The 16,131-nt window shown below is 45.2% G+C and carries 18 protein-coding genes, 1 other RNA gene and 3 pseudogenes; 8 read left to right on the forward strand and 14 right to left on the reverse strand.

Annotated features, from left to right (window positions below; all coding sequences use genetic code 11):
• Window positions 1-398 precede the first annotated feature (398 nt).
• The 4 genes and pseudogenes from M1D59_RS18465 to M1D59_RS18480 all read left to right on the forward strand — a co-directional run bounded on the left by M1D59_RS18465 (window position 399) and on the right by M1D59_RS18480 (window position 1,673).
• The gene (locus M1D59_RS18465; RefSeq protein WP_216919487.1) at window positions 399-941 is read left to right on the forward strand and encodes a YcxB family protein; all 543 of its coding nucleotides are present in this window, start codon (window positions 399-401) and stop codon (window positions 939-941) included.
• Window positions 942-1,029: 88 nt separating this feature from the next.
• Window positions 1,030-1,128, forward strand: a pseudogene (locus M1D59_RS18470) (T7SS effector LXG polymorphic toxin); the annotation flags it as partial.
• A gap of 11 nt (window positions 1,129-1,139) precedes the next feature.
• Window positions 1,140-1,235: pseudogene (locus M1D59_RS18475) on the forward strand (hypothetical protein); the annotation flags it as partial.
• 99 nt (window positions 1,236-1,334) lie between these two features.
• On the forward strand, window positions 1,335-1,673 hold the full coding sequence (locus tag M1D59_RS18480; RefSeq protein ID WP_105980591.1) for a hypothetical protein: 339 nt from the start codon (window positions 1,335-1,337) through the stop codon (window positions 1,671-1,673).
• Between the two features lie 46 nt (window positions 1,674-1,719).
• Here M1D59_RS18480 and M1D59_RS18485 read toward each other — a convergent pair.
• The 8 genes and pseudogenes from M1D59_RS18485 to M1D59_RS18520 all read right to left on the reverse strand — a co-directional run.
• A pseudogene (locus tag M1D59_RS18485) lies at window positions 1,720-1,848 on the reverse strand (peptidoglycan-binding domain-containing protein); the annotation flags it as partial.
• Between the two features lie 107 nt (window positions 1,849-1,955).
• Window positions 1,956-2,311, reverse strand: a transfer-messenger RNA (tmRNA) gene (gene ssrA / locus M1D59_RS18490).
• 116 nt (window positions 2,312-2,427) lie between these two features.
• A complete protein-coding gene (gene smpB, locus M1D59_RS18495; RefSeq protein ID WP_009329604.1) occupies window positions 2,428-2,901 on the reverse strand; it encodes an SsrA-binding protein SmpB in 474 nt (157 codons plus the stop codon).
• A gap of 115 nt (window positions 2,902-3,016) precedes the next feature.
• Window positions 3,017-5,320 carry a ribonuclease R gene (gene rnr, locus M1D59_RS18500; protein WP_144497806.1) on the reverse strand — a complete coding sequence of 768 codons (2,304 nt, stop codon included), beginning with the start codon at window positions 5,318-5,320 and terminating at the stop codon, window positions 3,017-3,019.
• Between the two features lie 13 nt (window positions 5,321-5,333).
• The gene (locus M1D59_RS18505) at window positions 5,334-6,080 is read right to left on the reverse strand and encodes an alpha/beta hydrolase (protein ID WP_035337713.1); all 747 of its coding nucleotides are present in this window, start codon (window positions 6,078-6,080) and stop codon (window positions 5,334-5,336) included.
• Window positions 6,081-6,220: 140 nt separating this feature from the next.
• On the reverse strand, window positions 6,221-6,451 hold the full coding sequence (gene secG, locus M1D59_RS18510) for a preprotein translocase subunit SecG (protein WP_003185418.1): 231 nt from the start codon (window positions 6,449-6,451) through the stop codon (window positions 6,221-6,223).
• 162 nt (window positions 6,452-6,613) lie between these two features.
• The gene (locus tag M1D59_RS18515; RefSeq protein ID WP_020452985.1) at window positions 6,614-6,895 is read right to left on the reverse strand and encodes an AbrB/MazE/SpoVT family DNA-binding domain-containing protein; all 282 of its coding nucleotides are present in this window, start codon (window positions 6,893-6,895) and stop codon (window positions 6,614-6,616) included.
• Window positions 6,896-6,923: 28 nt separating this feature from the next.
• Entirely contained in the window at window positions 6,924-7,157 is a 234-nt protein-coding gene (locus M1D59_RS18520; RefSeq protein WP_085959538.1) for a helix-turn-helix domain-containing protein, read from the reverse strand.
• A 152-nt stretch (window positions 7,158-7,309) separates the two neighbouring features.
• Between M1D59_RS18520 and M1D59_RS18525 the strand changes: the two genes are divergently transcribed.
• Both M1D59_RS18525 and M1D59_RS18530 read left to right on the forward strand, forming a co-directional pair.
• On the forward strand, window positions 7,310-7,711 hold the full coding sequence (locus tag M1D59_RS18525; RefSeq protein ID WP_020452987.1) for a transcriptional regulator: 402 nt from the start codon (window positions 7,310-7,312) through the stop codon (window positions 7,709-7,711).
• A 172-nt stretch (window positions 7,712-7,883) separates the two neighbouring features.
• The gene (locus M1D59_RS18530; protein WP_048350316.1) at window positions 7,884-8,303 is read left to right on the forward strand and encodes a helix-turn-helix domain-containing protein; all 420 of its coding nucleotides are present in this window, start codon (window positions 7,884-7,886) and stop codon (window positions 8,301-8,303) included.
• A gap of 28 nt (window positions 8,304-8,331) precedes the next feature.
• On the opposite strand, the gene M1D59_RS18535 is transcribed toward M1D59_RS18530, so the two are convergent.
• Genes M1D59_RS18535 through M1D59_RS18550 form a run of 4 tightly spaced genes read right to left on the reverse strand, consistent with a single transcriptional unit; the run spans window position 8,332 to window position 11,771 of the window.
• A complete protein-coding gene (locus tag M1D59_RS18535; protein WP_020452989.1) occupies window positions 8,332-9,009 on the reverse strand; it encodes an ABC transporter permease in 678 nt (225 codons plus the stop codon).
• A gap of 16 nt (window positions 9,010-9,025) precedes the next feature.
• Entirely contained in the window at window positions 9,026-9,943 is a 918-nt protein-coding gene (gene opuCC, locus M1D59_RS18540; protein ID WP_020452990.1) for an osmoprotectant ABC transporter substrate-binding lipoprotein OpuCC, read from the reverse strand.
• A gap of 13 nt (window positions 9,944-9,956) precedes the next feature.
• Window positions 9,957-10,610 carry an ABC transporter permease gene (locus M1D59_RS18545; RefSeq protein WP_145654554.1) on the reverse strand — a complete coding sequence of 218 codons (654 nt, stop codon included), beginning with the start codon at window positions 10,608-10,610 and terminating at the stop codon, window positions 9,957-9,959.
• A gap of 21 nt (window positions 10,611-10,631) precedes the next feature.
• The gene (locus tag M1D59_RS18550; RefSeq protein WP_020452992.1) at window positions 10,632-11,771 is read right to left on the reverse strand and encodes a betaine/proline/choline family ABC transporter ATP-binding protein; all 1,140 of its coding nucleotides are present in this window, start codon (window positions 11,769-11,771) and stop codon (window positions 10,632-10,634) included.
• 257 nt (window positions 11,772-12,028) lie between these two features.
• Between M1D59_RS18550 and M1D59_RS18555 the strand changes: the two genes are divergently transcribed.
• Window positions 12,029-12,568: a GbsR/MarR family transcriptional regulator gene (locus M1D59_RS18555; RefSeq protein ID WP_020452993.1), complete on the forward strand. Its 540-nt coding sequence runs from the start codon at window positions 12,029-12,031 to the stop codon at window positions 12,566-12,568.
• Window positions 12,569-12,619: 51 nt separating this feature from the next.
• Here M1D59_RS18555 and M1D59_RS18560 read toward each other — a convergent pair whose 3' ends face one another.
• Window positions 12,620-13,252, reverse strand: coding sequence for an NAAT family transporter (locus M1D59_RS18560; RefSeq protein ID WP_020452994.1), 633 nt, complete (start codon window positions 13,250-13,252; stop codon window positions 12,620-12,622).
• Window positions 13,253-13,412: 160 nt separating this feature from the next.
• On the opposite strand from M1D59_RS18560, the gene M1D59_RS18565 reads away from it, so the two are divergent.
• Window positions 13,413-14,192, forward strand: coding sequence for a zinc ribbon domain-containing protein (locus M1D59_RS18565; protein WP_026580124.1), 780 nt, complete (start codon window positions 13,413-13,415; stop codon window positions 14,190-14,192).
• Window positions 14,193-14,234: 42 nt separating this feature from the next.
• Here M1D59_RS18565 and M1D59_RS18570 read toward each other — a convergent pair whose 3' ends face one another.
• Complete coding sequence (locus tag M1D59_RS18570) at window positions 14,235-16,013, reverse strand: zinc ribbon domain-containing protein (protein ID WP_216919480.1); 1,779 nt, start codon at window positions 16,011-16,013, stop codon at window positions 14,235-14,237.
• Window positions 16,014-16,131 lie beyond the last annotated feature (118 nt).

The raw sequence follows: 16,131 nt of genomic DNA on the forward strand, positions 1-16,131 counted from the left end.
ACCGAAAAGCTGAGTGCCGCTGAGGAAAGCGGCAACCTCTTATAATCAGGAGAAAATAAAGAAAAGACTTAAAGCAATCGCAGTCTGAACAAGCGAAATCAAAGCCAAGTGTCCAAACGGAGTCTTGGCTTTTTTAATGTATGTATCATAAATGAAATTAACAATAAAAAAGCAAACGTATCCTATTAGTGATTCAATGATGAGCATAGTAGACCTCCTTTTGGTCAGTTCTTTCGAATGTATATATAACCAAAGTTCGACATCATGCCCTCTGATCCCTTTTTAGCGATTACACGGTGCCTCTGCCATGCCGACTCCAATGAAAGAAAAGCCAATTTCTGCGAATAAATGGGGCTTTATGCTAAAATTAAAGGAAAACGTTGAGGTGCAGTAAACTTATGATCCAACACAGTGTCTTTCTTGAGGGAGAATATACATTACAGGATATGAAATCTTTCTTTTTTTATTGGCTTAAAAAATACGCATTCCTTTATTTTATTCTTATTTTTCTATTGTTTGTCTGGGTGTTTTCCGTCGATGGGAAGATGCCGATTACCGTTTATCATAGTGAAACACTCGAATTGCTGTTGAATGGCCTTCTCATTATTGTACTTTCAATAATATTAACCTCACTTTTAATTGGGTTTTTTTATATCCGGATGCAAATTGTCTATCGAAAAAATGAACGGCTAAAACGTAAAAGAACTTACACTATCAATCCACAAGGAATCCAGATTCAATTTAAGAATTCCGATACGTTGTTTCAATGGTATGAAGTGACAGCAGTAACAGAATATAAACGCCTCATCCTCATGAAAACGTCAAGCAGCCAGATGATTTTGATACCGAAACGCTTTTTCACATTTGAAAATGAACTTCATTCTTTCAGAGAGCTTGTGACTACATATGGGCAGGCCAAAAAATTAAAATTGCAATCATAAGAAGAAGGATTTCTCCTTTTTTGTATTTCCATGTTCATTACATAAAAATGAGCAGTGATTGTAACAAAATGTATTAAAGGAGAATGCCATGAAGACTCTGGATGTTCAGGCGTTGCACAATGCAATTGATCAAACGCTGCAACAATTAAAACAACAATCAGACGAATTCGCTAAAGTTAAAAAAAGCTCAAGAGTTGCTTGATAAATACGCTGACACGGGAGATTTCCCAAGAAAGGAAAGTTGTTGACTTTGGCCAAAAAATAGGTAAAGCATATGACATGAAAACCGGAAAATATATTGTAACTACCAGAGGAACAATACATTATTCAAAAGACGGTGCTCATATAGTTCCTATAAAAACCATTAGAACCATAAGAAAAGGATTGATACTTATGGAATATAACTCTTTAATAAAAACATTAGATGAATATGGTGGTAGAGAACTGCGATTAGAATGGGAAAATGGATTAAAAATAATCGGTAATCCAGACACACTTTACGAAACAGATAATGGATTAGAGGATAAAGATATCAATTACACAGAATATTATGCAGTTGCCTTTAGAGTGAATCACATTATATCCCACCTTACTAAAAACGAAGGCAGTGTATATGATTGGTTAAGTCAAGGGGAGGAAAGCTCCTTGGTTGAGATCTCTCTTTATGATAATCCACCGAATAAAATTTTAGTGGGTGGTCAGACAGTATGGGAATTGGACAGTAATAAATAACTATAGACAAATTATAAAAACTGAGCCCTCGTGAAAGAGGGCCTTTTTGCAATAGTGATTCAAGTTTTACCTTTTTCTGCGGCTCGTAAATGCCGTCAGAAGAAAACCTGTGCATCAGTTGGAACCGTTTGACCGCATTCGTTGTTTTCGGCACGTAAAAGCCATCAATGCCGTCCTTGAATTTTCTCATGGCATGAGCCCGACGTATTCATTAAGCCGTTCACCGCTCTTATACAAACATCAAAAAATCCCAAAAAAACAAAAAAACCACCATCATATGTATGGTGGAGACGGTGGGAGTCGAACCCACGTCCAGAAACGTCGATTGCTTCAGCGTCTACGAGCGTAGCCCTGCATATTTAGTTTCGCTCATCTTCGTGCCTGCGGGCAGGCCCTCGGAGAGCTAGTCTGATAAGTCTCTTCCTGCGCTCTCAGACGGGAGCGCAAGCGTAGCCTACTTCGTTATGGGCTCTTAACCGGCACATAGGCGATGCGGGCAAGAGCTCGCTGCGCTAATTAGGCAGCTAGTGCTAAGTTCTGGTTAGATTTGCCAGTTATATTTAGGTGCGTTTTTACGAGATCGCCTCTCGGCTCGCAACTCAAGCTCGATCCGTCCCTGTCGAATCCGTAACGTCCCCTTGGATGAAAAGGAAGTCGGATAACTGGCTGCATCACTATTATAACAAGATCACGCGTCAATTCCAAATGGTAATGTCTGTGATCACGTTCATATAGGATAACATGGGTTCCGGCTTTAGATCAAGCCTTTTTGCCTGTCGCGGAATGCTCTTTCGATTTCGCGTTTGGCGTCTTTGCGCTTTAAGTCTTCGCGTTTGTCGAATTTCTTCTTCCCTTTTCCGAGTCCGAGCAGCACTTTCGCAAAACCGTTCTTCAAATAAATCTTGAGCGGTACGAGCGAGTACCCCTGCTCTTTCGTCAAACCGATCAATTTGTTGATCTGCTTGCGGTGCATCAAAAGCTTTCTCGTCCGCAACGGATCATGGTTGTAGCGGTTCCCCTGCTCATACGGGCTGATGTGCATATTGTGAAGGAACACTTCCCCGCGCTCAATTTTAGCGAACGCGTCCTTTAAATTCACCCGTCCGGCGCGAATGGACTTGATTTCCGTACCTTGAAGCACGATGCCTGTTTCGTATGTTTCTTCTATAAAATAATCATGATTTGCTTTTTTATTTTGGGAAACAACCTTCCCTTCTCCCTTTGGCATACGGCAACCTCCTCCCGCCTTCAATCTCACATTCAAAAGGGCGGCGAATACGTATTATTCTATCAAATGAACGTTCGCCTTACAATTTCGCCGCCCTTTTTTTGACGTGTGCTGTCTATTTTTTCTTTTTCTTTCGTTTTTGTTTCGGCGCGTTTTGAAAACCGCGTTTTTTCTTTACTTTTTTCTTTTTCGGCTTGGTGAACCATTCCCCTTTGTCAGCCGATGGAGCATCCTTTTTAGGACCCTTTTTCTGTTTTGGCTCCGGTTTCTGCCGGCGGCGGGAGCCTTTCATGCCGACGATTTCAAAATCGATGTTCCGCTCGTCTTTATTGACGTCAACGACGCGGACCGTAATCTCATCGCCGATCCGGTAGACGTTGCCCGTACGCTCGCCGATCATGGCATAGTGCTGTTCATCATAACGGTAAAAATCGTCCGTCATAAAGCTGACGTGGACAAGTCCTTCGATCGTGTTCGGCAGCTCGACAAACATGCCGAAGTTCGTAACGGAACTGATCACACCGTCAAATTCTTCACCGATCTTATCCAGCATAAATTCGGTTTTTTTCAGATCATCCGTTTCCCGCTCGGCATCTACGGCATTGCGTTCCATATTTGACGTATGCTCGGCGATCTCAGGCAGTTTTTCGGCCCATTTCTCCCTTGTCGCTTCGTCTGTCTTGCCCTGAATCAAATACGTCCTGATCAGCCTGTGGACGATCAAGTCAGGGTAGCGGCGAATCGGTGACGTGAAATGGGTGTAGAATTCAGTCGACAAGCCGAAGTGTCCGAGGCTTTGCGGATCGTATTTTGCCTGTTTCATCGATCTGAGCATAACCGTTGAAATTACGGCTTCTTCAGGACGATCCCTGACTTCTTCAAGCACGCTTTGCAGCGCTTTCGGATGGATGCTTCCGGCCGTCCCTTTGACGACATAGCCGAATGTCGTAACGAACTCCAGAAATCTCTGGAGCTTTTCCTGATCCGGATCTTCGTGAATCCGGTAAATAAACGGAACATTCATCCAATGAAAGTGCTCGGCGACCGTTTCATTGGCGACAAGCATAAATTCTTCGATCAGCTTTTCTGCTGTCGACCGTTCTCTCAAGACGACGTCCTTCGCTTTTCCTTCTTCGTCGACGAGTACCTTCGCTTCCTTAAAGTCAAAGTCGACGGCACCGCGTTCCATCCGCTTGCCGCGCAGAATCGCAGCCAAGTCTTCCATGTCTTTAAACATCGGGACAAGCGCCTCATATTTCTGCTTCAGCTCTTCATCGTCATCGACTAAAATCTTGTTCACGTCAGAATAAGTCATCCGCTCGGTCGTTTTAATGACACTTTGAAAAATTTCGTGTTCGACGACTTGCCCTTGAGGATTAATGAGCATTTCGCACGACAAAGTCAGCCGGTCAACCTTCGGATTTAAAGAGCAGATTCCATTCGACAGCCTGTGCGGGATCATCGGAATCACCCGGTCGACAAGATAGACGCTCGTGCCGCGTTCATATGCTTCCTGGTCAATCGGAGACCCTTCTGTGACATAATGGCTGACATCGGCAATGTGGACGCCGAGTTTATAATGGCCGTTTTTGAGTTTTGTGACGGTAACGGCATCATCCAAGTCTTTGGCATCTGCGCCGTCGATCGTGACGATCGTTTGATCGCGCAGATCCCGTCTGCCTTCAAGATCTTTTTCATCGATTGTATCAGGCGTATTGCCGGCTTGTTCCATCGCCTCAGCCGGAAAGTCTCCCGGGAGGCCATGTTTATGAATGATGGAAAGGATGTCGATGCCGGGGTCGTTTTTGTGGCCGAGAATCTCGATAACTTCCCCTTCCGCACTCATCCGGCCTTCAGGATAGCTTGTCAGGCGGACGACGACTTTGTGCCCCTCGACGGCGCCGTTTTTGGCGTGCTTCGGAATAAAGATGTCATTCGTGATTTTTTTATCGTCGGGAATGACGAAGCCGAAGTTTTTCGTCTCTGTATACGTGCCGACAATCTTCTGAACGTTGCGCTCAATGATGCGGATGATGGCTCCTTCTTTTTTTGTACCTCCGGACTCCGTACTCAGGCGGACAAGCACGGTATCTCCGTTCATTGCCGTATTCAGCTCAGACGGCGGAATGAAGACATCGTCAAGCGAGGAATCTTCGGGGAGAACAAACGCGAAGCCTTTCGCGTGCGCCGACACCTTCCCTTTGATCAAATTCATTTTTTCGGGCAAACCGTAGCGGTTGCTTCTCGTTCTGACGACCAGCCCTTTTTCTTCAAGGGTTACAAGAGCTTTGACAAGCTCTTTGTATTCGTCCGAATCGGTGATTTCCAGCATCTCTTCCAGTTCCTGAACTGTAAGAGGTTTATACGCTTCTTCTTTCATAAAGGAGAGAAGCTTATCCATAAATTCTTCTTTTTCCACTAACCAGACCTCCTTATGTCTGCCAATCCAGCGTTTCTAAAAATTGATACACATCCTTGTGCAGTGCTTCGCGTTCTTTATCCAATGTGATGGCATGACCGGATTCTTCATACCATTTCAGCTGCTTATCATCCGTTTCAACTTCATTGTAGATGATGTTCGCGCTGTCCGTATTAATCATATGATCGTGGCGCGCCTGCACGACAAATGTAGGCGAATAGATCATGTCCACATGCTCTCTGACATCGGCAATCAAATCCTGCAGTGCTTTCAACGTGTTCATCGGCGTTTTTTTGAATTCTTCCATCTCAGCGTCAATCTGTTCCGCTGTCTTGCCTTCAAATTTCTTATAATTGCGCGCATACTCAAGCACACCCTCGTACATCGTCTCTTCGCTTTTGATATACATCGGCGCGCACATTGGAACAATTCCCTTTATGGGTACAGTGTAACCCAATTTCAATGAAAAAACCCCTCCGAGAGACAGACCGCAAGCGGCGATTTGTTCATACCCTTCCGATTTCAAATATTCATACCCGTTCATGACGTCTTTCCACCAGTCTTCCGGCCCTGTAGAAAGAAGTTCTTCCGGAGGCACGCCGTGGCCTTTATATTGGGGCGCATGGCATGTGTAGCCTTTTTCATTCAAATATCTTCCGAGCATTCTCACGTCCGCCGTGTTGCCGGTAAATCCGTGCAGCAGCAGGACTGCTTTTTTTCCGCCTTTAAATGTGAAAGGTTGTGGTTTGACGATTTTCATGATTCACTGTCTCCTTTTCATATGTATTCTTCCACGTTTAGTCTTGAAACAAACTTTATCAATCGGCCGGTCTCTTCATACAAAGACCTGCAAATAGGAAAAAGGCCTGACTTGAACATCAGACCTCATGCTTCATTGTCTTATACAAAGTAAGCAAGCGCAATCGTTAAGAAAAAGAAAAGCACGGTTAAAACGACCGTCATCCGGTGGAGAATCAAATCAAGTCCTCTTGCTTTCTGCTTTCCGAAAAGCTGCTCGGCTCCGCCGGAAATTGCGCCTGATAATCCGGCGCTTTTGCCGGATTGCAGTAAAACGACAACGATCAGTACGATACTTACAATCACTAATAAGACCGTTAAAAATGCGGCCATAACCTACACCTCCAGACAAACTGGCTGACAATAGTTTTATTTTACATGAAAAGCAAGCGCATGTCACGAGCGTTTCGAACAGCTTTTTTTATTTTTTCCCAGCGCCTGAATAAGGTATACAAAAAAGGAGCGGCTATGCTCCCTATCAGGCGGAATATGTAATCATTTTTCTGACAAGGCCGCCATCATATCTTCCAGCAGCATTTCTGCTCCCCTTGGGCTGAGTACGATTTTGCCGCCCGCATACGTTTTATTTTTGGTGGTGATGTCGCCGGTCATCAAGCATGCCATGTTGGCGGCGTATTTTGTCAAAATGATGTTTTCTCCGTCGGTGTATATTTCGAGCGGGTCCTTTTCATTGATATTCAGCACCCTGCGCATTTCGACCGGGAGAACGACTCTGCCGAGCTCATCGATTCTCCGGACAATTCCTGTATTTTTCACGTTTGAAAAGCCTCCTTTTTTCCTTTGTTTATTGACTTTTGTCAACATCTTTATAATAAAAGAGATCTTCAAATTTTTTGTTGAAATACTGAATCATCTTTCCGATCACAAGCTGTCCGGGCCTCCTTTCGCCATTTAAAACTCTGCTCAGAGTCGCCGGGGATACGCCGATTTCAATGGCAAGCTGATTTAAGGAGAGATTGTGTTCAATCATATACTGGAGAACAAAATCTCTTTTGATATGAATCTTTTTTACCATGATTACTCCCCTTTCTAATCTCTTATGTTTCTTTTTGTCTATATTGAACATAAACGATTTGTTAACTTTTGTCAATACTTTTATCATCCATATGTTTCCTATAGGCAATATTCGTACTAAAATATTTTATAATAAGAGATTGCGAGGTTTTGGCCATGACGAACTTTGGATACCATTTACGACAATTAAGGGAACGGAAAAAACTGACCGTCAATCAGCTGGCAATGTATTCCGGCGTCAGTTCGGCCGGCATTTCGCGAATTGAAAACGGAAAGCGCGGCGTGCCGAAGCCGGCGACGATCAGAAAACTGGCGGACGCTTTGAAAGTCCCGTATGAGGAACTGATGGCATCCGCAGGCTATATCAGCGCATCTACAGTCCAGGAAGCGAGAAGCAGCTACGATTCCATTTACGACATCGTTTCACAGTACGATTTAGAGGATCTTTCTCTGTTTGACAGCGAAAAGTGGAAGGTGCTCTCAAAGAAAGACATCGAAAACCTGGACAAATATTTCGACTTTCTCGTGCAGGAAGCAAGCAGCCGAAACAAAAACTGAATACCTTCTCCGCAGCGCACGCCCCCCTTTTTATCATTTTCGTCTGTTTTCGACCCTGCTGTTATTTTATCCCTTATGTTAACTTTTGTCAATATTTTTCCTGTTTAAGTATTTCCTTTAGTCAACATTTGTATTAAACTGTTTATATCATGAATTTGCGGGGGAGATGGCGATGACAATGTTCGGCGAACGACTCAAAGAGCTGAGGGAACAAAGAAGCCTGTCTGTTAATCAGCTTGCTATGTATGCCGGTGTGAGCGCCGCTGCCATTTCCAGAATCGAAAACGGCCACCGCGGCGTTCCAAAGCCCGCGACGATCAGAAAATTGGCCGATGCTCTGAAAATGCCGTACGAGCAGCTCATGGATATTGCCGGTTATATGAGGGCTGACGAGATTCGCGAACAGCCGCGCGGCTATGTCACGATGCAGGACATCGCGGCCAAGCATGGCGTCGAAGATCTGTGGCTGTTTGAGCCCGGAAAATGGGACTGCTTGTCCCGCGAAGACCTGCTTAACCTCGAACAGTACTTTCATTTTTTGGTCAATGAAGCGAAAAAAACGCCAATCATAAAAAGCCGAATTTCTCTTTAGCAGAAATTCGGCTTTTTTCGGCTGCCATTTAAGCGGCATCCGGATTCGGCGTCTTGCCTTTATGATGCTTAACGGGGCTCAGCGCACGTTCAAGCCATCCCATGAACAGATCGGCGATGATCGCCATCAGTGCCGTCGGGATCGCGCCTGCCAGAATGATCGCTGTTCCGTTGGTCGCGTTTGACCCCCTGACAATGATGTCCCCGAGGCCGCCAGCGCCGACAAACGTGCCGATGGCCGTGATGCCGATCGCGATGACGAGCGCGGTTCTGAGCCCTGCCATAATGACCGACAAAGCGAGCGGAAGCTCCACCATCCGGAGCACTTGAAATTTCGTCATGCCCATCGCCTTCCCTGATTCAAGGTAGGCGTGCTCAATGCTGACGATTCCCGTATATGTGTTTCGAATAATCGGCAAAAGCGAATACAAAAACAATGATAGAATCACCGTGTTGGCGCCGAGTCCCATGACTAGCATCAAGACGGCGAGCATCGCAAGCGCCGGAATCGTTTGAATGACATTGGTGATGGAAAAGACCCATTTGCTGATCTTCCGGTATCTGGCGATGAAAATACCAACAGGGATGCCGACGACGGCGGCGAATAATACGCCGTATGCCGACATTAAAAAGTGTCGGTAAAATTCCCCCAGCACATAGCTCCCGTTTTGCGCATAATACGTCCAAAGCTGCTGCAGCACTTCCATTTGTCAGCCCCTCCTTTTACTCAAAATAATTGTGCTTCTTTAAAAATTCGGCCGCGACGACAGAAGGCTCTTTCAGTTTTCCATCAACTTCGTAATTGAGCTCCTGCATCGTTTCGGTATCGATTTTTCCGATCAGTTTATTGATGGTCTCTTTAAGCTCTGGATGTTCCTTCAGCACTTTTTCCGGCACGACCGGCGAACAGTCATACGGCGGGAAAAAGCGTTTATCGTCTTTTAACAGCTTTAAATCATAGGCTTTGATCCTGCCGTCCGTTGAATAGGCAAGAACGATATCCATTTTGCCGTTTTTGACGGCGTCATAAACGAGTCCGATCTGCATTGGAAAGGTCGAGCCGAATGAAAATCCGTATTCCTGTTTAAATCCCGGATATCCGTCGCCTTTTCGTTTCAGCCAGGCATTGTCAACGCCAAGCTTCAGTTTATCCGCGTCTTTTTTCAGATCGGATATGGTTTCATAGTTCCCTTTTTCAGCGAGTTCTTTCGTGACTGTAAAAGCGTACGTATTGTCAAATCCGTAAGAATCAAACCATTTGTAGTTGAATTTCTTTTTAAAGTCCTGCTGTACGATGTGAAGCGCTTTTTCCGGGTCTTTCTCCGCTTCCCTTCCAAGCGTGCTTGTCAGATCGGTTCCCGAATAGCGCGTCGCTGAAATGTCGATGTCTCCGCCGAGCATGGCCTGGTGCTGCACATAGTTTGAGCCGAGGTTTTTGACAAGCACCGTATTGAGATCTGTATCATGCTCGATCAAAAGCGAGATCATATTGGCAAGAATTTCGGATTCGGTCAGGTTTTGCGCCCCGATTTTGATCGTTTTATCGGAAGCCCCGCCAAGACCCGGCAGCGCACAGCCGCTGATCAAAAGCGAGAAGACCAGCATGACGGCGCCGAGCCGTCTCAATTTTTTTGTTTGCATAAGAGCCAACTCCTTATGATACTTCCTTCATCCCTTTTAATCCTTGGGGCGTGACTTTGTCTTCGGTTTTCGACAGCATATAGTCGATCACAATGGCCAGTATCGTAACCGGCACCGCTCCGGCGATAATGTACTCAGGCTGGTACAGGTTGAGCCCGATAAAAATATAGTCGCCGAGTCCGCCGCCGCCGATAAAAGCCGCGAGCGTCGCCCAGCCGATTAAGTAAACGGTGGAAGTCCGGATGCCTGCCATGATCACCGGCACCGACAGCGGCAGTTCGATCAGGCGGATTTGTTCCCATGCAGTCATACCGATTCCCTTTCCTGATTCAAGCAAATTTTGATTGACGCCTTTTACGCCCGTGTAAGTGTTTCTCAGAATCGGTAGGACTGAATAGAAAAACAGCGCGACAATCGCCGGAATCTTTCCCACTCCGAGGAGCGGAATAAAAAACGCCAGAATCGCCAAACTCGGCAGCGTTTGAATGATATTAACAATTCCAATCACGATGCCGGCCCCTTTTTTCATTCTCGTTAAAACGACACCGAGCGGAACCGCGATAATGATGCCGAGCAGCACCGCAAAAATGGATATATATAAGTGCTCCCATGTTTTATAAAGCATTTCCCCGCCGTTGTTCTGGAGAAATTGGACGATCTGATTCATGATTGATACACCTCCCTACATTTAACGTTGGACAAGGGTTTCTTCATCTCCCCAAATCGAGTCGTACACGATGTCGACAAGGTTTGCCCTTGTGACAATTCCGACAAGGCGCCCTTCTTCATCAAGAACGGGAACATATTTGAATCCTCTTTTCAAAATTTTTCGGACGGTATCTCTGATGAGCGTGCCTTTTTGAACGGAGTAGACATTCTCATTGACAACCTCTCCGACCGTGACGGCTTTTTTCCGGTATTGATCGATGATTTCAACATCGATATATCCTTTTAAGACATTGCGTTCGTCCACAACAAGCAGTGAATCGACGCGGCGCTCCCTCATCACTTGAATCGCTTCAGTCAGGTTTTTTTCACTCGTAATCGTGACCGGATTCGGATTCATCACTTGTTCGACATGCTCGATGTCAGGACGGGACTGAAGAAGCCGTTCTTTTCCGATGAACTCCTCAACGAATTCATCCGCCGGATTCCGCAAAATGTCGTCAGGCGTTCCGACTTGAACAATCTCGCCGGCACGAAGAATCACAATTCTGTCGGCAAGCTTGATCGCTTCATCCATATCGTGGGTCACAAAGACAATCGTTTTGTCCAGCGATTTCTGCAGCTTTTTGAACTCTTCCTGAAGCGAATCACGGGTGATCGGGTCCAGCGCTCCGAACGGTTCATCCATTAAAATGAGGGGCGGCTCTGCCGCAAGCGCCCGCAGCACGCCGATTCTCTGCTGCTGTCCGCCGCTTAGTTCATGAGGATAGCGGTTCAAATATTCCGGCCCCATATCAACGAGCTGAAGCAGTTCCTCCGCCCGCTTCTTCCGTTTTTCTTCCGGCCATTTCAAAAGCCTTGGAACAAGCGTGATATTCTGCTGAATCGTCATATGGGGAAAGAGTCCGATTTGCTGAATGACATAGCCGATTTTCCGGCGCAGCTCCACCGGGTCCTGATCCATTATGTTTTCTCCGTCGATGTAAATGCTTCCTGAAGTCGGTTCAATTAAACGGTTGATCATTTTCATCGTCGTTGTCTTCCCGCAGCCGCTCGGTCCGATAAAGACGATAAATTCACCTTTTGCTATATCAAGATCAATGTTCTTGACCGCTTTTTTTCCGCCTTTATAAACCTTCGATACATTTTCTAGCTTCAGCAAAACGCACACCTCCATCTGTTTTTTAAAAATTTCAACATCTCATTTATTATAAAATACACTTTGTAAAATAAAAAGTTTACAAAGTGTTTAAATTATATATATAAGACATAAAAATATATGTTAACGGCATCAATCTGCTGGTTATTCTTAAAATTACGGCCGATTTCTTTATTTTCCTGCCGTTTTAGTGTTTTCAACCGCTAGCAAAATTATGATATATTGACAATAAAATTGGCTGCCCGAAGGGATGATGTGCTTTGGAGGAAAACGCTTTAAAGGCGATTAAACAAGCGGAAGAACATTTCATAGAAAAAATCGCGGAAAACATGAATACGTACGGTATATCATCAACTGTCGGCCGCGTGCTCGGGATTATCTATATGAACAGAAAGCCGATGACTTTAAATGAACTGTCAGAAGAAACGGGCATGAGCAAAACGAGAATGAGCCAGGTCGTCCGCGAAATGCTCGATTTAAATATAGCCGAAAAAGTTTTTGAAAAAGGCGTCCGCAAAGATTTGTACGATGTCGAACAAGATTATTACCAAACGTTTATTTCATTGTTTACGGCCAACTGGAGCAAAGTCGTCAAAAAGAACAGGATGATCGGGAAGAAAATCAGAAAAGAGCTGTTGGAAGCCCTTGAGGAAGAAGGCCTTTCACCCGAAACCGAAGCTAAAATCAACGAGCTGCTGGCAGAAACAAAACAATGGATCGATTACTGCGAGTGGCTTGACAATCTGATCGCGTTTTTAGAAAGCGAAGAAATCTTCAAGCATGTGCCGAAACCTTCATAAATTGAAAAAAAGCTGCAAAGAATAAAGCAGCTTTTTTTGCTTTTTCTCCAATCATCCCGACAAAACCGGAAACATCCCTTTTAAGCCCGTGCCGATCATGCCGACCGCCACGACCGCCAAAATCAAACCCATCAGCCGGGTGATCACATTCATTTCCGTCTGCCCCAATTTGTTGCTGATCAGCGTCGAATAATGAAAAGCCGCAAACGTCAGCAGGAGGACGGCGGCGATGCCGATGATCATACCGCCAAAATGAACCAGGCTGCGGCTGCCGGCCGAAAGGCTCATCACCGTTGCAATCGTTCCGGGCCCCGAAATGATCGGAATGCTGAGCGGCGTCACCGAGATATCCTCTTTTTCCTTGCTCTCGCGGTGCTCATCATGATGGAGCGACTGAACATGAGACTGCTTCGCATTCAGCAGATTGTAGGCAATTCCGAAAATAAAAATACCGCCGGCAACTCGCAACGCATGGATGTTGATGTCAAAAAGCCTGAAGATGAACTCTCCGAATATGAGAAACGCGATCAGAATCAGAAACGATAAAATTGCTGCCTTTCTCGCCAATGCGGTGCGTTCTTTTGCTTCATAGCCTTCTGTGAGCGCCAAAAAGATCGGCACATTGCCTATCGGATTTGTGACGGCGAACAATGATACAAAAACATGGATGATAAAAGCAAACACGGTTTACCACTCCTTTCTTCGTAAAAAAATATGGGTAATCGATTTTTACCTCCGACGTTGGCCGCTTAAACTTTCAAAAAACAATGTCATCTTGCGGCACTTTCCTTTATAATAATTTTTTATAGGATAAAATAACTATTTCAAAGGAGATTTTATTTTTATGACATGTTCAAAGTGCGGCCATCAAACAGATGGCGGAAAATTTTGTGAGCAGTGCGGGGCAAGCTTGGCAGGCGGCAGTGCTGACAGCAAGGCTCCCGCTGAAACGCCGCAGGCAGCGAGGTACACGGAGGCGGCGAAACAAGCGTCTTCCATGTATTTTTCCTTTTGTTTAAAGGTATTGAAACGACCGTATACCGAAATGAAAAACGCGGGGGAACAGCACGTCCTCAACAGCATCATCACAATGGTGATCTTTGCGCTTACAGTGCCGCTGATGTTTTACTTCGGCCTCAAAGGCTTTTTTGACTCTCTGGGGGACTATTCCGGATTATTCGGCCGATCCTACGCAATGCCGACATTTTTTGATATCGTCGTCAAGCCCGCTTTTACCTTTGCTATTTATATTTTCTTATTATTTGTTTTTACATACGCAGGTGTGCGCATTCGAGGTGTGCAAGCGACATTTAAGGAAGTGCTCGGACGGTTTGGAACGGTGCTTGTTCCTTTCGTCGCACTTCTGCTCGCCGCATTGCTCTTATCATTCATGCAAACGGGTTTGTTTGTATACATTCTTTTCTTTGCCCTTTGCGGTATCGCCTTTTTAATTCCGCCGGCTGTCATCTTGAGCTACCACGAAAAAGCGGCAGGCGCTGTTGATACGATTTACGCGACGCTGATCGTCTATTTGCTGACATTTATGTCTGTGCGGATCATGGGAGATTTGTTTCTTGAATATTTCGGAAGGATCGGAGGCTCTATATTAGGGCGGCTGTTTTAGTGAAGTAAAAAGCCTTTTTCCTCAAAGGAAAAAGGCTTTTTTTTATTCTATTGACGTCAAGAGCAATTGTCCGTTCTCGATGGAAGCATGATATGTCCAATGGTACGTTTTTAACTGTTTTTTTCCGCCTTTAATGATATTGATTTTCTCCGTTGTCTTAATCGTTGCCTCCCGCCCGTTTTGCTTCCAGCTGTTTACGCTGAAATCTGCAACTTCTTCCTGCGTCCCGCTGTTGTACAGTTTAGTGACAAGTTTCTTTTGATCGTTGTACAGCGGACTTCCTTCTTTCAAGCTGTCGCGGACAAGGCCGAAATTGTTTGTGTTGATGGCGCCTTGAAGACCGTATAAATACGTTTCAATGGCGGAAGCAACCTTTTGATCAGTGAGCTCTTCATCTGCTGATGCATTGTTCACAGCTCCTTTTGCCGAAGCCCATGCCGATGTGTATTCCTTCGGATTGTCATTTTTGATTTCTTTTTGATGTTCGATATTGATAACGGCTTCAGGATCGCTTTTTTCGACGAACCACTTTTTCTTGCTTTCTGAATAGACCAGTGTGTACGTATAGCCGTTATCGTTTTCTTCCAGTTCAGGGGCACTGTAGTCGTCATAATAAGCCGATTTATGCTTTTCAATCCCTTTAACCTCTGTTTTCCATTGCCCGTCTTCTTTGTACAGCCGAAACGAATCAAGATCAAATACGGTAGATAAGTAGGTGCCTTTATAGTAGGTGCTGCTGCTTTTCAGCCCGTCCGTGACCTCTTTCAGGCTAGTTTGATAAGACGTCGCGGCCAGTGTCATGCCGCTGACATCGCCGCTTGCAAAGGCCTTTGCTGCTTCTTTTGTATGACTGACGACCGTGGTCATCATCTCATCCATAAATTCCTTGTCTGAAGCAAGATTGACTTCGATTTCCCCGCTTTCAATCGGCGCTTTTTCGCTTTTCAGCTTCCCCCACGGAAATTGCGCCTCAACCGCAGCAGTCATTGAACCGTCAGTCAGCACGGGTCCGAATTCAGTTCCTTTGAACGGGTTGATCTTCATCTCCTGATCATTGATCCAGAGCGTTCCTTTCAAGTTTTCATAGCCTTCTCCAAAGACGAGCTTTGCCATGTGCCCGTCAAGGTCCGCATTAACCTTCACATCACCTTGGAGGGCAGTGACCTTTTCCGCTTTTTCAAGGTCGGCGATTCCGCTTTTCAGCTTTGCCTTCACCTCGTAAATACCGGGAACAAACGGGCCGATTTTTTTCTCGAAGTTTTCTTTTTCTGTTGTGATGACCTTCTCACCGTTAACAAACAGGCCGGTATCTTTATAGTTTGTCTTAACCGTTAAATAGACAGGCACCGTGTTCAAGACATAGTGGTCATAGATCCAAAAACGTCTGCCCTTTTTTTCGATCGTCATCAATGGATGGCCGGCACCGCTCTTTAAGGATGAGATCAGCTCTTTTTCTTCATCCGGATGTTCTTTCAAATAATCGAGGAGCGGCTTGACGTTTTTCTCCGTGACAGCCAGATCCACGTCTGATGATTGAAGCAGTTTTGCTGCTTTCTTGGCATCTTTCTGATCGAGGGCAGCTTCAAAATCGGAAATCAGTTTTTCCTTTGAAGTGAGTGCTTCACCGGTTTTATAGCCGGCAAACAATAAAATCAAGCAGGCCGCGATTGCTGCCATGATGATGATTCTTTTTCGTGTCATCGCACGCTGATACCCTGCCGCCGGATCGGAAGCTCGTTCCTCGTCCACCCGCGCGCCGCAATGCTTGCAATACAGCGCATTTTTTGTTCGTTCCCTTCCACATTCCTTGCAAAAATTCATGACTTTCCTCCTATCAAACTTAAACCTCTTTAGTCATTTTATACTATATTTATCGTAAGAAGGGAGTTAATCTTAAGGCAGCATCAAAAAAAGCCAAACGAATGCGCTGATCCGTTTG

This window comes from Bacillus sp. PK6-026, from assembly GCF_054161455.1.

Excerpts from the sequence above, each read along its gene's own strand:
- M1D59_RS18465 (WP_216919487.1), top strand. The coding sequence starts at position 399 with ATGATCCAACACAGTGTCTTTCTTGAGGGAGAATATACATTACAGGAT.
- M1D59_RS18480 (WP_105980591.1), top strand. The coding sequence starts at position 1,335 with ATGGAATATAACTCTTTAATAAAAACATTAGATGAATATGGTGGTAGA.
- smpB (WP_009329604.1), bottom strand. The coding sequence starts at position 2,901 with ATGCCAAAGGGAGAAGGGAAGGTTGTTTCCCAAAATAAAAAAGCAAAT.
- M1D59_RS18505 (WP_035337713.1), bottom strand. The coding sequence starts at position 6,080 with ATGAAAATCGTCAAACCACAACCTTTCACATTTAAAGGCGGAAAAAAA.
- secG (WP_003185418.1), bottom strand. The coding sequence starts at position 6,451 with ATGGCCGCATTTTTAACGGTCTTATTAGTGATTGTAAGTATCGTACTG.
- M1D59_RS18525 (WP_020452987.1), top strand. The coding sequence starts at position 7,310 with ATGACGAACTTTGGATACCATTTACGACAATTAAGGGAACGGAAAAAA.
- M1D59_RS18530 (WP_048350316.1), top strand. The coding sequence starts at position 7,884 with ATGACAATGTTCGGCGAACGACTCAAAGAGCTGAGGGAACAAAGAAGC.
- M1D59_RS18535 (WP_020452989.1), bottom strand. The coding sequence starts at position 9,009 with ATGGAAGTGCTGCAGCAGCTTTGGACGTATTATGCGCAAAACGGGAGC.
- opuCC (WP_020452990.1), bottom strand. The coding sequence starts at position 9,943 with ATGCAAACAAAAAAATTGAGACGGCTCGGCGCCGTCATGCTGGTCTTC.
- M1D59_RS18545 (WP_145654554.1), bottom strand. The coding sequence starts at position 10,610 with ATGAATCAGATCGTCCAATTTCTCCAGAACAACGGCGGGGAAATGCTT.
- M1D59_RS18565 (WP_026580124.1), top strand. The coding sequence starts at position 13,413 with ATGACATGTTCAAAGTGCGGCCATCAAACAGATGGCGGAAAATTTTGT.
- M1D59_RS18570 (WP_216919480.1), bottom strand. The coding sequence starts at position 16,013 with ATGAATTTTTGCAAGGAATGTGGAAGGGAACGAACAAAAAATGCGCTG.